This window comes from Leisingera sp. ANG59 (assembly GCF_013317235.1).
Lineage (GTDB): Bacteria > Pseudomonadota > Alphaproteobacteria > Rhodobacterales > Rhodobacteraceae > Leisingera.
On record NZ_WLCM01000009.1, the window covers coordinates 106,901 to 121,992 of the forward strand.

Below are 15,092 nucleotides of genomic sequence, written 5' to 3' on the forward strand. Positions count from 1 at the left end.
TGAGGAGCCCGTCAATGCCGCAAACCGATCCCGCCCGCCTGACCGCCGATCTGATCCGCTGCCCGTCGGTCACGCCGGAGGAGGGCGGCGCATTGGTTCTGCTGGAGACGCTGCTAACAGAGGCCGGGTTCACTTGCATCCGCACTGATCGCGGTGAGGTCAGCAACCTGTTTGCCCGCTGGGGGGCCAAGGGCCACGCCAAAACCTTCGGATTCAACGGCCACACCGACGTGGTGCCGCTAGGGGACGAAGCGGCCTGGACCATGCCACCTTTTGCTGCGGAGGAAAAGGACGGCTTCATGTACGGGCGCGGCGCCACCGACATGAAATCAGGAGTTGCGGCCTTTGCTGCCGCTGCCGTGGATTTTGTGCAGGACACCCCGCCGGACGGCGCCATCATTCTGACCATTACCGGCGACGAGGAAGGCGACGCGGTGGACGGCACAACTGCGCTGCTGGATCACATGGAGCGTGAGGGAGAACAGATGTCGGTCTGCCTGGTGGGCGAGCCGACCTGCCCCAATGAGATGGGCGATATGATCAAGATCGGCCGCCGCGGCTCGATGACAGCCTGGTTCACGGTGACCGGCGTGCAGGGGCATTCGGCCTACCCGCATCGTGCCAATAACCCGCTGAATGCAATGGCGCGGCTGATGGACAGGCTGGCTAGCCATGAGCTGGACCGGGGCACCGAGCATTTCGACGCCTCCACCCTCGCCGTGGTCACCATAGACACCGGCAACACCGCCACCAACGTGATCCCGGCGCAGGCAACCTCTGCCGTCAACATCCGCTTCAACGACGCCCATTCCGGCGCCAGCCTGACGGATTGGCTGCAGGGCGAGGCGGACAAGGTGGCGTCGGAATTCGGCGCCGAAATCAGCATGAAGGTGAAAATCTCCGGCGAGAGCTTCATCACCCCGCCGGGGCCGCTGTCTGATCTGGTTTCAAAAGCGGTCGAAGCGGAAACCGGCCGCAAGCCGGAGCTGTCGACAACGGGCGGTACATCGGATGCGCGTTTCGTGAAAAACCACTGCCCGGTGGTGGAGTTCGGCCTGGTTGGCAAGTCGATGCATCAGGTGGACGAACGGGTCGAGGTCGCTCAGATACACCAGCTGAAAGCCATCTATTCCCGCATCCTGCAGGACTATTTCGTATGAGCCTGAACATTTCGGTCACCGAGGATCTAGAGACATGCTTTGCCTTGCGCCACCAAGTGTTCGTGGAGGAACAAGGTGTGCCGGTGGAGGAGGAGCAGGACGACTTGGACGCCTCTGCCACCCATCTTCTGGCGCTGCAGGACGGTGCCCCGGTTGGGACGGCGCGGATTGTGTTCAATGGCAACACGGCCAAGATCGGCCGGGTTGGCGTGCTGGCCTCTACCCGCGGCACCGGGCTTGGCGCCAAATTGATTGAGGCTGCAGTGGATGCCGCCCGAGCACGTCCTGGCGTAACGAAGGCCATGCTTGGCGCGCAGATCCATGCGCTCGGGTTCTATGAAAAGCTTGGCTTCATGGCCTTTGGCCCGGTCTATGACGATGCCGGTATCGATCACCGGGACATGGTGCGCGATTTCACGTGAAACGCTCCCTGATCATCATGGTCAAGGAACCGTGCCCCGGGCGGGTCAAGACCCGGCTGGGCCGGGATATTGGCGTGATCCCGGCTACCTGGTGGTTCCGCCATCAGTCCGCCCGGCTGATCCGGCGCCTGCGCGACCCGCGCTGGCAGATTGTGCTGGCGGTGGCACCGGACCGGGCAGTTTCGTCCAAGGTTTGGCCAGCCGACTTGCCCCGCCTGCCGCAGGGAGGGGGCGATTTGGGGCAGCGCATGAAACGGATGCTTCAATCCGTGACCGGTCAAGTCTGCCTCATCGGCGCCGACATCCCCGGCATCACCCGGCCCCATATCACCTGCGCCTTTGCAGCTCTTGGCGATCACGATGCGGTATTCGGGCCGGCAGCGGACGGCGGCTATTGGCTGGTCGGCGCCAAACATCCCTCCCGCCTGCCGCAAGACATGTTCGAGTACGTCCGCTGGTCCACTGAACACGCCCTTGCCGACACGCTGCAAACCCTGCCCGGCTGGCGCATAGCGCTGACCGATACTCTGCAGGATGTCGACACCGTGGCGGACCTGCCGCGGCGCTAGCGCTTCGCTTTTCACCATGACGCCGCCCCCGCGCCATGCTACGCGGGAAGTATGAGCCGTATTCCCTCCAAGGCCGAAATCCTCGACTGGATCTCCGCCAACCCGACCCATACCTCCAAGCGCGACATCGCCAAGGCCTTTGGCATCAAGGGCGCCGACCGCATCGACCTCAAGCGCATCCTCAAGGAGCTGGAGGCCGAAGGGCATTTGCAAAAGCGCAAGAAGACCTACCGCGACCCGGACCAGCTGCCGCCGGTGACAGTGCTGCAGGTGAAGGCGCCGAACGAGGACGGCGACCTGTACGGACGGCCGCTGGAATGGCATGGCGAGGGCGTGGAACCCATCATCCTGATCCTGACCAAGGCGTCGGACCCGGCACTGGGAGAGGGCGACAAGATCCTCGTGAAGCTGCAGATGGTCCCGGATCAGGATCACAATTACGAGGCGCGCCTGATCCGCCGGATCGGAACAAACCCCAAGCGGGTGCTGGGCATCTTCCGTAAAGGATCCGAGGGCGGGCGGATCGTGCCGATCGACAAGGCTGCGTCGAATGAATGGATGGTGGCGCCGGACGCCATCAACGGCGCCCGGGACGGCGAACTGGTCGAAGCCGAACAGGCCGGCCCCAAGGGCCGCATGGGCCTGCCGCGTGCGCGTATCGTGGAACGGCTGGGCGACCCGACGGCGCCCAAGGCAGTGTCGCTGATCGCCATTCACCAGCACGGCATTCCAGACCACTTCCCCGATCCTGTGATGGCAGAGGCCGATGCCGCCAAGCCAGTGGGATTGAAGGGCCGCGAGGACCTGCGCGAACTGCCGCTGGTCACCATTGACCCGGCGGACGCGCGCGATCATGACGACGCGTGTTATGCCCACGCCGACGACGACCCGAAGAACCCGGGCGGTCATGTGGTCTGGGTAGCAATTGCCGATGTCGCCGCCTATGTGCGCCCCGGCTCAGCATTGGACCGTGAGGCGAAGAAGCGCGGCAACTCCAGCTACTTCCCCGACCGGGTGGTGCCGATGCTGCCGGACCGGCTGTCAGGTGACCTGTGCAGCCTGCACGAGGGTGTGCCGCGGGCCTGTATCGCGGTGCGGATGCAGGTGGATGCAGAAGGCAACAAGCTGGCGCACAAATTCGTGCGCGGGCTGATGCAGTCAGTGGCATCGCTCAATTACGCCGAGGTCCAGGAGGCGCAGGACGGCAGTCCGAACGACAAGACCGCGCCGCTGCTGGATGATGTGATCAAGCCGCTGTTTGCCGCATATAAGGCTCTAACAAGGGCAAGAGCCGCGCGCGAGCCGCTGGATCTGGACCTGCCCGAACGCAAGATCGTGCTGGATGACGACGGCCATGTCACCTCGGTCGCCTTCCGTGACCGGCTGGACGCGCACAAACTGATCGAGGAGTTCATGATCCTCGCCAATGTCTCTGCGGCTGAAACACTGATCAAGAAGCGTTCGCCCTTGCTGTTCCGGGTGCACGAGGAACCGGCGCAGGAGAAGCTGGAGGCGTTGCGCGAAACCGCCCAGGCGGCGGGCCTCAGCCTGGCCAAGGGGCAGGTGCTGCAAACCCGGCACCTGAACGCGCTGCTGAACCAGGCCGCGGGCACGGATGATGCGGAGCTGATCAATATCTCCACCCTGCGGTCGATGCAGCAGGCCTATTACAATCCGGAGAACTTCGGGCATTTCGGCTTGGCGCTGCGCAACTACGCGCACTTCACCTCGCCGATCCGCCGTTATGCCGACCTGATCGTGCACCGCTCGCTGGTCTCCTCGCACGGCTGGGGCGACGACGGGCTGGATGAGGCCCAAATCGAGCGGTTGGAAGATACTGCCACCCATATCTCGGATACCGAGCGGCGCTCGATGATTGCGGAGCGGGACACCACAGACCGCTATCTGGCCTCCTACCTCAGCGAACGGGTGGGCAATGAATTCGAAGGCCGGATCAGCGGCATTGCCCGCTTTGGCGCCTTTGTGAAGCTGGATGAAACCGGCGCCGATGGTCTGGTGCCGGTGCGGTCCATCGGGCGGGAGTTCTTTCATTTCGACGCCCAGTCCGGAACGCTGACCGGGGCTGACACTGGTATGACCCTGACGATTGGACAGAGGGTGACGGTGCGGCTGACCCAAGCCGCGCCTGTCACCGGCGGGCTGGAGCTGGAGCTGCTGGCGCTGGACGAAGTGCCGATGCCCGCTGGCGGAGGCCCGCGCGGCCGCCGCAGCCCGGCTGGCCGGACAGTGAAACGCAAGGCAGCTAAATCCAAGCACAAGGCCGCCAAGGTGAAGCGTAAGGTGGAACGCAAGCGGCGGAAATAGACGCCTGTCCTTGCAGGGACAGGCTGGTGTTCTCCTACGCCGGAATATCCAGCGGCGCGCGGATCTTGTAAGTCAGCGCCCGCTTGATCAGCCAACCGTGGCGGAGCGGCTCCACTTGCTGCGGATCGTCGAACAGCACCGCGCGGGTGCCTTCGAACCGGTCCCAGGCCGGGAAGGCCGCGGCAAACTCCGGGATCAGGCGGCTTTGGCAATGCACAAAGAGCGCAAAGCGCGCGCCCTTCGGCACCCCCAGCCGGATGGTGGAACCCGCCTTGGTCTCAGGCATGATGTAGGATGGCTGGCCCCAGCGCAGCACTTCCTCCACCCGCCCGGCTTCCGGTGTTTCAGCGGCGGTGTCAAAAATCAGCTGCCGGAGCCGCAGCAGCCCTTCCCGCGCCAGCGGGTCAGAGACCGCAAAGCCGGCCTCGACCTCCGGGGTAACAAAAGCAGGTTTCATGGCAGGGGCACCGTTTCGGATACACGGCTCAGATAAGCACACAGAATCTTGTAATCGCGCAAGCGTTTGCTGACCACCGAACCATCAGAGGTGTGCAGCATGGAGATCAGAAACGGCGCCACGCTCATATCCGCTGAGGTGATCCGCTCCCCCATCAGGAACGGGCGTTCACTGGCAAGCGCGGCGATGGGTTCCAGGTCCTGCTCCAGCCGGTGCATTCGCTCCGCTTCGGTAAAACGGGCGAGGCCCTGCCAGTGCAGCCCGGCCTGGACTTCCTTTCTGACCGGGGCGCTGATCTCTTCGCGCATGGGTTCTGGAACCGGCTGAAAGATCTGATCCCGCACCTCGGGCCAGACCGCATCGTCATTCCAGCGCATCTGCAGCAAGTGCAGGCCAAGGTGGTATTCCGCCAGCCGGACCCAGGCGCGGGCGTGGGCGCGAGCTGCAGAATCCAGATCTGCGTCAAAATCGGCACCCTGCCCTTCCAACCAGTCGCGGATGCCGTCGCTGTCGGCGATCCGGCCGTCCGGGGTTTCCAGGACTGGCAGCTTCCGGTGCGGCATTTCAGTGGGATCCAGCATATCGCTGCGCTGCCAGGGCTGGCCGGACAGTTCCAGCATCATTGCAGCTTTGATGCAAAAGGGGCTCATGCTGAACAACCCGAAGCCCTTGGGGAAGGTGAGGAGGGAAAGCATTTGTCAAATCCTGTTCGTTGCGTTTGCCCGCCCTTCTCTAAACCCGCCTGATGACAAATAATGTCATTAGCGCATAGGATAGTCAGGCATGTCCCGAACCCACCGCCTCTTTCAGCTGATGCAGGCCCTGCGCCTGGGGCCCGGCCCGCATACTGCGGCCCGGCTGGGGGAGGAACTGGGCGTGTCGGCCCGCAGCATCCACCGCGACATCGCCACCCTGCGCGAGATGGGGGCGGTGATTGACGGCGAGGCGGGCTACGGCTTTACCCTTATTGAAGACAATGCGCTGCCGCCGATGGGTTTCCGCGACACGGAGCTGGAGGCGCTGGTGCTGGGCCTACGGGAAGTGGAGCTGATCGGCGACCCGGAGCTGGCCACCGCGGCCTCTGAAGCCCTGCGCAAGCTGCAGGCGCGGCTGCCGCCGAGGCAGGCACACCGTCTGCGCCATGCGGTGCTGGCGCCCTACCGGTTCGAACGCCCGATTCCTCCAGCAATCCCTGCACAAGACCTGCGCCAGGCAGCCTGGGACGAGGTGGAGGTGCGGTTTGGCTACACTGACGGGTACGGCGCGGTGACCGTACGGCAGGTGAAACCGCTGAGCGTGGTGTATTTTGACCGCTCCACCGTGCTGATCGCCTGGTGCTGCCTGCGTCTGGCGGTGCGGGTGTTCCGGCTGGACCGGATGCGTGGCCTGCAAGTGACGGATCAAAGCTTTCGTCCGCACCGGGTGCCCATGCTGCGCGACGCCCTGGACCAGCTGCGCCAGGAACACAGGCAGGAGCAGCGGCAGTAGGGATGGCAGGCGGCGCCCCGCATACGCCGTTACTGGCCTCTTTACCCGGACCGCGCTACCGCTAGATTGGGGCTGAGCAGTGAATAACGAGGTGCATCATGCGCAAATGGGTTGCCGTGTCGCTGGTGGCAGGCGGAGCAATGGCGGCAGAAGCCGCGCCAAACAAATCCCTGGGTGCCGGCGAGCAGCCAGGGGCCGTAACGCAAGAGGGGCAAGATGAAGGCTATCAGCTGGCGTCTGCCACATCCTTGAGACCTGCCGCCAGGCCAGCCGCGCTCCAGCAAGCCGCGGTGGAACAGGCTGCAGCTGAAGTCAGCTTCAAAGACTGGATCACGGAATTCAAAGACCGCGCAGGGGCACAAGGGATCAGTGCGCCGGTGCTGGACAGTGCCTTTGACGGCGTGAGCTATGATCCCGAAGTGATCCGCCGCGACCGCAACCAGTCGGAGTTCACCAAGACGATCTGGGACTACCTGGACAGCGCCGCCTCGGACCTGCGGGTGAAGAACGGCAAGGCAGCGCTGCGCGACCAGCAGGCCCGGCTGGATCCGATCGAGGCAAAATACGGCGTCGAGAAAGAGATCGTGGTGGCGATCTGGGGGCTGGAAAGCAGCTTTGGCACCTTTCGCGGCAAGATGGACGTGATCCGGTCACTGGCGACCTTGGCCTTTGACGGGCGGCGCGGCGCGTTCTTTGAAGACCAATTGATTGCCGCGCTGAAGATTCTGCAGGCCGGCGATGTTGCCGCCCGCAAAATGACCGGAAGCTGGGCTGGGGCGATGGGGCATACACAGTTCATCCCCACGTCCTATCTGGACTATGCGGTGGATTTCACCGGTGACGGCAAACGGGACATCTGGTCGGACAACCCGGCTGATGCGCTGGCGTCTACTGCCGCGTATCTGAAGCAGTTCGGCTGGGTGAAAGGTCAGCCTTGGGGGGTGGAAGTGACCCTGCCCAAGGGGTTTGATTACACCCTGGCTGATCGCGACATCGAGAAATCGCCGGCAGAATGGGCAGCGCTCGGCATCAAGGGGCTGGATGGGCGTGCGGTGAAGGATTATGGGCCTGCCTCAATCCTGCTGCCTGCGGGCAGTGAGGGCGCGGCCTTCATGATATTCCAAAACTTCGCTGTGCTGGAACGCTACAACACAGCGGATGCCTATGTGATCGGGGTCGGGCATCTGGCGGACCGGATCAAGGGCGGTTCGCCGATCAAGGCGAATTGGCCACGCGGTGACCGGGCGCTGACGCTGTCCGAACGGGAGGAGATGCAAGAGCGGCTGACTAGCGCCGGTTTCGACACAGGCGGTATCGACGGCAAGATCGGGCCCAAGACCATCGGGGCGGTGCGCGCCTATCAGGTGGCAAACGGGCTGACGCCGGATGGCTATGCCTCGCTGCATCTGTTGCAGCGTCTGCGGTAGCAGCGGCGGAGCGGCCAGCCCCTTCATTGGACAGGGACCAATCGCACGCGGATTGACATCAGCAAAAAATTAAGGCCCCGCAGTGCGGGGCCTTCTTTGTTGAATGTTCTTTGCGGTGATCAGCTGGGAGACATCCCGCGCAGGCGCTCGGAGCGGCGGCGCAGCATTTCCACCGTGGCCAGCAGCATAATGGAGATCGCCACCAGGATTGTCGCCACCGCCAGGATGGTCGGCGAGATCTGCTCGCGCAGGCCGATAAACATCTGCCAGGGCAGCGTCTTTTGCCCGGCCGAGCCGACAAACAGCACCACAACCACTTCGTCGAAGGAGGTGATGAAGGCAAACAGGCCGCCCGAAATCACCCCCGGCAGGATCAGCGGCATTTGCACCCGGAAGAAGGTAGTGACCGGATCGGCACCCATATTGGCCGCGGCGCGGGTCAGCGAACGGTCAAAGCCCACCAGCGTCGCCGTCACAGTGATGATCACGAAGGGGATGCCCAGTGCGGCATGCGCCAGAACCACGCCGATGTAGGTCCCCTGCAGGCCGATGCGGCTGTAGAAGAAGTACATGCCGGCCGCGGAGATGATCAGCGGCACAATCATCGGCGAGATCAGGATCGCCATGATCGCCCGGCGGAACGGTACATGCGGCTGGCTGAGGCCGATGGCGGCCAGCGTGCCGAAGGTGACCGAAACGATGGTCGCCATCGGCGCGATCTTGAGCGAGTTCCACATCGCAGACTGCCAGGAGTCATTGTTGAAGAAATCGCGGTAGTGCTTCAGCGAGTAGCCTTCCGGGTCCAGCCGCAGCATTTCCGGCGTGAAGGTGAAGAAGTCCTGCGCGTTGAAGCTGAGCGGGATAATCACCACGATCGGTGCGATCAGGAAGAAGAAGACCAGCCCGCAGATCACCCGGAAAGTGTAGTGCCAGGTGCGCTGGCCAACGGTCGCATAAGGAGGAAGTGCGCTCATATCGGTTATCCCAGCTTAACGTTGTCGATGCCGACGACCTTGTCGTAGACCCAGTAGAGGAGCAGGACGACCGCCAGAAGGATTGCGCCTAGCGCCGCACCCAGACCCCAGTTGCCGGACGTCGAGATGTGGTAGGCAATCAGGTTGGAGATGAAGGTGCCTTTGGTGCCGCCGACCAGGGCCGGAGTGATGTAGTAGCCCACGGCCAGGATGAAGACGAGGATCGAGCCTGCGCCGATGCCCGGCACGGTCTGTGGGAAGTAGACCCGCCAGAAGGCTGTCCAGTCAGTTGCGCCCAGCGATTTGGCGGCGCGCAGGTAGGACGGGTTGATGGTCTGCATGACCGAGTACATCGGCAGGATCATGAACGGCAGCAGGATGTGCGTCATCGCGATAATGGTGCCGAGTTCGTTGTTGATCAGAACCAATCGGTTTGCATCATCCACAAGCCCGATCCAGACCAGGGTATCGTTGATCACGCCCTGCTGCTGCAGCAGGATCTTCCAGGCGGAGGTCCGCACAAGGAGAGAGGTCCAGAAGGGCAGCAGCACCAGGATCAGCAGCAAGTTCGCCTTGCGTGCCGGCAGGTTGGCCAGAATCCACGCGACAGGGTAGCCCAGCAGGATGCAGCTGAAGGTGATGATCAGGGACATCCGCATGGTGCGGATCAGCATGGTGTTGTAGATCCGCTCGTTCTCGGGCCGGATTTCCGGGCCTTCAGCGCCCAGCTGCATATCGACGGCGTTCAGGAAGTAGCCGGATGTTACGGAGCCGGAATAGGTCTTGATGGTGCGCCACAGCTCAACGTCACCCCAGCCATCGTCGATCTCGATCAGCTTTTCACGGAACGGACCGTCTGCAGCGAGATTCCATTTGCTGACCTTGCGGCCCGATTTGCGGAACACAGAGGACACGCCCGGGTTTTCATAGTTCAGGCGTTTGGCGACCTTGGTGTGGGTTTTCTCGCGGGCTGCGATCTGGAGATCAGCGGCCATGGCAGCAAAAACTGCCTCTTCAGGCAGCTGCCCCGACGCAGGGTCCCAGTCCGCCAGCGCTTCGACCGTTTGGGGCAACGTGTCCTGGACGATCCGGTTCTCCACCGAGCGGAACAGCATATCAGCCACCGGCAGGATGAAGGTCACAAGGATGAACAGCAGGAGCGGCGCAATCAGCATCAGCGCGCGCAGCTTCTGCATCCGCAGTGCCCGCGCCAGGCTGCGCTTCAGCGGCGTGCCGTCCGCGGCCAGCACCGGGCCGGATTGGGTGATATCACTCATTGGGTTCCCCGTCGGGTCTTTATTTTTTTGGGCAGGGGGCCTGGACGCAGCAGGCCCCTTGCAATCTTGGAAGGGTCAGATTACTTGGCCAGCCATGCCTGGAACTTGGCGTCCAGATCATCGCGGTTGTCGGCCCACCATTCGTAGTCATAGGTGTGGACGTTGCTCGCGTTTGCCGGATCGGTCGGCATGTGAGGCGCCATCTCGATGCCCAGTTCGGCGTGCTTGCCGACCAGCGGCGCCGAAGAGGCACGGGCCGGGCCGTAGGAGATGTAAGCTGCCTGGTCAGCCAGTCGCTGGGTGTCGGTGGCGAACTTCAGGAAGTCCATCACGCGCGCCTTGCGGTCTGCGGGCAGGCCAGCTGGCACAATCCAGCCGTCGAGGTCGAAGGACTGCATGTCCCAGAGCATGCCGATCGGCTGGCCCTGCTCGGCAATTGCAGAGAACAGGCGGCCGTTGAAGGTCGAGCCCATCACCACTTCGCCGTCGGCGAGCAGCTGCGGGGTTTCCGCGCCAGCGGTCCACCAGACCACCTGGTCCTTGATGGTGTCGAGCTTGGCCAGCGCCTGCTCCACACCTTCGTCAGTGCCCAGCACGTCATAGATTTCGTCCTTGGCCACGCCGTCGCAGTACAGCGCCCATTCCATGTTGTCGATCGGGCGCTTCTGCAGCGAACGCTTGCCCGGATACTTTTCTGTGTCGAAGATCGCGCAGACCGAGTCCGGCGCGTCGATCAGGTCGGTGCGGTAGCCGAAGGTGGTCGAATAAACAATCTGCGGCACAAAACAGTCGCTGACGATCAGGTCGCCGAAGTCTTCGCTGGCCGGGGTTCCATCAGGTGCGGCAGCCAGGTCCTCGTCATGGTTGATTTCTTCCGCCAGGCCTTCGTCGCAAAGGCGCATGGAGTCGGAAGCAACAACGTCAACCAGATCCCAGGTCACATTGCCGGCTTCGTTCATCGCGCGGATCTTGGCCACGGCTTCGGCCGAGCTTTCGTCCCAGACCACTTTCACGTCGGGGTTAGCGGCCAGATAGGGCTCAACGTAAGCCTTGTGCTGGCTGGTCTGGTATGCGCCGCCCCAGGACACCAGGGTCAGCTCATTGGCCATTTCCTCGGCAAAAGCCGAAGGGGCGCAAAGGGCGGTGGTCATCGCCAGTGCAGACAGTTTGCTGAGTTTCATAGAGAGTCTCTCCTTGTTGAATTTCACATAAGTGAAGCCCCCGGTCGTTCTTCTGCCGGGGGTTCGGCGCGCGCGGATCAGGCGTCCAGCGCGCGGCAGTCTTCCGGCAGCCAGCCGATTTCGATCTGCTGACCGGGCTGGAGTCGGACTTGGTCCGGGGCGTTGCGGGTTTTGATGATGAACTCATCATTGCCGGCCACCCGCAGACGGGTGCGGAAGATGTCGCCCATATAGATGAACTCCAGGACTTCCGCCTTGAGGGTATGCACGCCTTCCCGCAGGCGGCTCTTGTTGTATTCCACCCTTTCCGGACGGATCGACACGCGGGTGCGCTCGCCGGGGCGGGAGACGTTGACCGGCTTGCAATCGATCAGTTCGCCATCGTCGAGCTGCACCAGCGCCCGGTCGCCCTTAATCTCTTTGATGGTACCTTCGAGCGTGTTGTTTTCACCAATGAACTGGGCCACGAAGCTGTTTTCCGGGCTTTCGTACAACTGGTCCGGCGGCGCGATCTGCTGGATGCGGCCGTCGTCGAAGACGGCAACACGGTCCGACATGGTCAGCGCTTCGGTCTGGTCGTGGGTCACATAAACCACGGTAATTCCCAGACGGTGGGCCAGATGGGTGATTTCGAACTGCATTTTTTCGCGCAGCTGCTTGTCGAGCGCGCCCAGCGGTTCGTCCATCAGCACCAGCTCGGGTTCGAACACCAGCGCCCGGGCCAGCGCGATCCGCTGCTGCTGGCCGCCCGAAAGCTGTGCCGGGCGGCGGCCGCCGAAGGCGCCCATTTCCACCATGTCCAGCGCCCGCTTCACCTTTTCCTCGCGCTCGGATTTGCCCATTTTGCGGACTTCCAGCGGGAAGGAGAGGTTTTCCGCAATCGTCATGTGCGGAAACAGCGCATAGTTCTGGAACACCATGCCAATGCCGCGCTTGTGCGGCGGAATGTTGTTGATGGATGTCCCGTCCAAGCGGATGTCGCCATGGGTGGCGGTTTCAAAACCAGCCAGCATCATCAGGCAGGTGGTTTTCCCGGACCCGGACGGGCCAAGCATGGTCAGAAATTCGCCCTTGGGCATGGTGAGGTTGAGATCTTTGACAACGAGATTTTCGCCATCGTAGCTCTTTTGGACACGTTCGAATTCAACGAACGCATCAACGTTTGACGCATCAGCCAAAGCAGGCTCCCCGTAGTTTGTCATTCCGGCAGATTTGCTCTGCACTTATTTGAAGTTAATCACACCAACGCTACCAAGCGCTAGATATGAAAAAAATATTCTTTCACCGGTAATCGTACGAAATTCATATTTCGGCCGCCTTCCGGTGGCGGAGAATATCCCAACGGAACCGTAGTCCCAATCTGAACCCCGGGATCGGACTTTTTGCGACGCCTCCATGACATTTTGCGCCGACTTCAGCGGGAATTCAGCCAAAACCGACCGTTTCACCGCAAGAACCGAAAAGAAAAGGTCCGGCAATATTATTGCCGGACCCTGGTGAGTCGCCCTTTGTCAGTGTCCTGGACAGAAATCAGGCACTGTGCAGCAGGTCCTGATTTTTCAGTTCCGCGTAGCATTCATCCAGCGACTTGACCGCCCGCTCGATCAGCACGTCAATCTGCTCCGGCGTGATCACCAGCGGCGGCGAGATGATCATCCGGTCGCCGACATGGCGCATGACCAGATTGTTGGCAAAGCAGCGTTCGCGGCAAATATAGCCGACGGTGCCGGCCTCAGATGCAAATGCGGCGCGCGTTTCCTTGTTGGGGGTCAGCGCAATCGAACCCATCATGCCGACTATCTTGGCCTCACCCACCAGCGGATGATCGGCAAGCGCTTCCCATTTCTGTTTCAGATACGGGGCTGCCACATTGCGCACATGGCCCAGGATGTTTTCCTCTTCCAGGATGCGCAGGTTTTCCAGCGCCACCGCTGCCGCCACCGGGTGTCCCGAATATGTGTAACCATGATTGAACTCGTCGCTTGCGATTACCGAGGCAATTTCATCGCTGACAATCGAGCCGCCGATCGGCGCGTAGCCAGAGCTGAGGCCCTTGGCGATAGTCATGATGTCGGGGCGAATGTTCAGAGTTTCGCAACCGAACCAGTTGCCGGTGCGCCCGAAACCGCAGATTACCTCATCCGCGATCAGCAAAATCTCATACTTGTCGCAGATCCGCTGGATTTCCAGCCAGTAGCTGTCCGGAGCCACGATCACCCCGCCGGCACCCTGCACCGGCTCGGCGATGAAAGCCGCAACGCGGTCTTCGCCCAGCTCCAGGATCGCCTCTTCCAGTTCGCGCGCACGCTGCAGGCCGAAGTCCTCCGGCGGCATGTCGCCGCCTTCGGCCCACCAGTTGGGCTGGTTGATATGGTGGATATCCGGAATCGGCATACCGCCCTGGGCGTGCATGCCACTCATGCCCCCCAGGGAGCCGCTGCCGACAGAGGAGCCGTGATAGGCATTCTTGCGGCTGATGATGACCGATTTCGACGGCTTGCCCTTCAGCGCCCAGTAATGGCGCACCATGCGGATGTTGGTGTCATTGGCCTCGGAGCCGGAGCCGGCAAAGAACACATTGTTCAGGTCGCCCGGTGCCAACTCGGCGATCTTGGCCGCCAGCGCGATGGCCGGCACGTGAGTCGTCTGGAAGAAGGTGTTGTAATAGGGCAGCTCGCGCATCTGGCGGGCAGCCACTTCGGCCAGCTCTTCACGGCCATAGCCGATGTTGACACACCACAAGCCCGCCATCGCATCGAGGATCTGATGCCCTTCGCTGTCGGTCAGATGCACGCCGTCGGCGCGGGTGATGATGCGCGCGCCCTTTTGCGACAGCTCGCCATTGGCAGTGAAAGGATGCATGTGGTGGGCAGCGTCCAAGGCCTGCAGCTCGGCCGTTGGCATGTGGTTGGTGATCACGGTCATGAGACTCGCTCCTGAGAATAACTGATTGGCACCAGAATATGATCAAATTCTCAGGTGTCAATCGAATCAGTTACCGGCCCGCAGACCCTGAACCACATGCTCCATGCCCTCAAAGACGTCCCGCTCCATCGCCAAAGCGGCCATTTCCGGATCCTGCCGCCGCAGCGCATCGAGGATGTCCTTGTGCCGGTCCGGAAAGCTCTGGGTGCCAAGCCGACCGCTGACCACTCGCAGCGAGGGCCCAAAGCGCAGCCAGAGACGGTCGGCAATGTCGCTGAGAATGGGCGCATTAGCGTGGGCGTAAAGCGCCGTATGGAAGCTGTAGTTCTGCACCAGATAGCCAGCAACATCGCCGGTCGCGATTGCCTTATCCAGCGCGTTGTCGATGGTCACAAGCTCCTCGATATCCGCTGTGTCAATTCGCATCGTTGCCCGGCGCGCAAGTTCACACTCAATTGTTTTTCTTGCAAAAATAAGCTCCTCCAGGTCCTGCGGCCCCAATAGCGGCACCGACACCCGACGGTTGCCCTGGAACATCAGCGCCCCATCGGAAATCAGCCGCCGGATCGCCTCGCGCACCGGCGTCATGCCGGCCTCCAGCGTTTCGACCAGACCTTGGATTGTCACGGCCTGGCCAGGCACCAGTTCGCCGAACAGAATCTGTGCCCTCAGCTTCTGATAAACGATCTCATGCGCGGGCAGTTTCGCCGGGTTTTCCTGCGCCGCTGCGGGGGGCGAAGTGGTCTCTGTCACCTGGGGGTTTCCTCCTCGATTTTGGCCAGCTTGCACCATCCTGAGCCAAGTGAAAACATAAAGAGTATTGCCGAATGCGGCAAAACTTGATCAAATCCATTCACAGCCGGACCTGGAAGCCGGCATGCACAGGG

General features: G+C 62.1%; 13 protein-coding genes and 1 pseudogene. 6 read left to right on the top strand and 8 right to left on the bottom strand.

The genetic code is table 11. The annotated features are described in order from the left end of the window. The first annotated feature begins 14 nt into the window (after window positions 1–14). Genes dapE through rnr form a run of 4 tightly spaced genes read left to right on the top strand, consistent with a single transcriptional unit; the run spans window position 15 to window position 4,476 of the window. Complete coding sequence (gene dapE, locus GKC28_RS10735; protein ID WP_174146893.1) at window positions 15–1,160, top strand: succinyl-diaminopimelate desuccinylase; 1,146 nt, start codon at window positions 15–17, stop codon at window positions 1,158–1,160. Continuing rightward, window positions 1,157–1,582, top strand: coding sequence for a GNAT family N-acetyltransferase (locus GKC28_RS10740; RefSeq protein WP_174146894.1), 426 nt, complete (start codon window positions 1,157–1,159; stop codon window positions 1,580–1,582). The genes dapE and GKC28_RS10740 overlap by 4 nt, the downstream gene beginning before the upstream one ends. After that, window positions 1,579–2,151 (top strand): TIGR04282 family arsenosugar biosynthesis glycosyltransferase, encoded by a 573-nt coding sequence (locus tag GKC28_RS10745; protein ID WP_174146895.1) that lies wholly within the window; start codon window positions 1,579–1,581, stop codon window positions 2,149–2,151. The genes GKC28_RS10740 and GKC28_RS10745 overlap by 4 nt, the downstream gene beginning before the upstream one ends. 51 nt (window positions 2,152–2,202) lie before the next feature. Beyond that, complete coding sequence (gene rnr, locus GKC28_RS10750; RefSeq protein WP_174146896.1) at window positions 2,203–4,476, top strand: ribonuclease R; 2,274 nt, start codon at window positions 2,203–2,205, stop codon at window positions 4,474–4,476. Between the two features lie 34 nt (window positions 4,477–4,510). Here rnr and GKC28_RS10755 read toward each other — a convergent pair whose 3' ends face one another. After that, entirely contained in the window at window positions 4,511–4,933 is a 423-nt protein-coding gene (locus GKC28_RS10755; protein WP_174146897.1) for a DUF1801 domain-containing protein, read from the bottom strand. After that, window positions 4,930–5,628 (bottom strand): glutathione S-transferase family protein, encoded by a 699-nt coding sequence (locus tag GKC28_RS10760; protein ID WP_174146898.1) that lies wholly within the window; start codon window positions 5,626–5,628, stop codon window positions 4,930–4,932. The genes GKC28_RS10755 and GKC28_RS10760 overlap by 4 nt, the downstream gene beginning before the upstream one ends. 88 nt (window positions 5,629–5,716) lie before the next feature. On the opposite strand from GKC28_RS10760, the gene GKC28_RS10765 reads away from it, so the two are divergent. Together GKC28_RS10765 and GKC28_RS10770 are read left to right on the top strand one after the other, a co-directional pair. Next, window positions 5,717–6,421, top strand: a complete 705-nt coding sequence (locus GKC28_RS10765; RefSeq protein WP_174146899.1) for a YafY family protein — start codon at window positions 5,717–5,719, stop codon at window positions 6,419–6,421. A 98-nt stretch (window positions 6,422–6,519) separates the two neighbouring features. Then, entirely contained in the window at window positions 6,520–7,848 is a 1,329-nt protein-coding gene (locus GKC28_RS10770; RefSeq protein WP_174146900.1) for a lytic murein transglycosylase, read from the top strand. 119 nt (window positions 7,849–7,967) lie between these two features. Here the strand turns inward: GKC28_RS10770 and GKC28_RS10775 are convergent. The 6 genes and pseudogenes from GKC28_RS10775 to GKC28_RS10800 all read right to left on the bottom strand — a co-directional run. Beyond that, a pseudogene (locus GKC28_RS10775) lies at window positions 7,968–8,813 on the bottom strand (ABC transporter permease); the annotation flags it as partial. A gap of 14 nt (window positions 8,814–8,827) precedes the next feature. Then, window positions 8,828–10,099: an ABC transporter permease gene (locus tag GKC28_RS10780; RefSeq protein WP_174146902.1), complete on the bottom strand. Its 1,272-nt coding sequence runs from the start codon at window positions 10,097–10,099 to the stop codon at window positions 8,828–8,830. 80 nt (window positions 10,100–10,179) lie between these two features. After that, window positions 10,180–11,280: an extracellular solute-binding protein gene (locus GKC28_RS10785; protein ID WP_174146903.1), complete on the bottom strand. Its 1,101-nt coding sequence runs from the start codon at window positions 11,278–11,280 to the stop codon at window positions 10,180–10,182. 77 nt (window positions 11,281–11,357) lie between these two features. Beyond that, entirely contained in the window at window positions 11,358–12,458 is a 1,101-nt protein-coding gene (locus GKC28_RS10790) for an ABC transporter ATP-binding protein (protein ID WP_174146943.1), read from the bottom strand. Window positions 12,459–12,810: 352 nt separating this feature from the next. Continuing rightward, window positions 12,811–14,205, bottom strand: coding sequence for an aspartate aminotransferase family protein (locus GKC28_RS10795; protein ID WP_174146904.1), 1,395 nt, complete (start codon window positions 14,203–14,205; stop codon window positions 12,811–12,813). 66 nt (window positions 14,206–14,271) lie between these two features. Continuing rightward, complete coding sequence (locus GKC28_RS10800; RefSeq protein ID WP_174146905.1) at window positions 14,272–14,958, bottom strand: GntR family transcriptional regulator; 687 nt, start codon at window positions 14,956–14,958, stop codon at window positions 14,272–14,274. Between the last annotated feature and the right edge of the window lie 134 nt (window positions 14,959–15,092).

Bases quoted from the DNA above. Each gene is read 5' to 3' on its own strand.
- dapE (WP_174146893.1), top strand. From the start codon at position 15: ATGCCGCAAACCGATCCCGCCCGCCTGACCGCCGATCTGATCCGCTGC.
- GKC28_RS10740 (WP_174146894.1), top strand. From the start codon at position 1,157: ATGAGCCTGAACATTTCGGTCACCGAGGATCTAGAGACATGCTTTGCC.
- rnr (WP_174146896.1), top strand. From the start codon at position 2,203: ATGAGCCGTATTCCCTCCAAGGCCGAAATCCTCGACTGGATCTCCGCC.
- GKC28_RS10755 (WP_174146897.1), bottom strand. From the start codon at position 4,933: ATGAAACCTGCTTTTGTTACCCCGGAGGTCGAGGCCGGCTTTGCGGTC.
- GKC28_RS10760 (WP_174146898.1), bottom strand. From the start codon at position 5,628: ATGCTTTCCCTCCTCACCTTCCCCAAGGGCTTCGGGTTGTTCAGCATG.
- GKC28_RS10765 (WP_174146899.1), top strand. From the start codon at position 5,717: ATGTCCCGAACCCACCGCCTCTTTCAGCTGATGCAGGCCCTGCGCCTG.
- GKC28_RS10770 (WP_174146900.1), top strand. From the start codon at position 6,520: ATGCGCAAATGGGTTGCCGTGTCGCTGGTGGCAGGCGGAGCAATGGCG.
- GKC28_RS10780 (WP_174146902.1), bottom strand. From the start codon at position 10,099: ATGAGTGATATCACCCAATCCGGCCCGGTGCTGGCCGCGGACGGCACG.
- GKC28_RS10785 (WP_174146903.1), bottom strand. From the start codon at position 11,280: ATGAAACTCAGCAAACTGTCTGCACTGGCGATGACCACCGCCCTTTGC.
- GKC28_RS10795 (WP_174146904.1), bottom strand. From the start codon at position 14,205: ATGACCGTGATCACCAACCACATGCCAACGGCCGAGCTGCAGGCCTTG.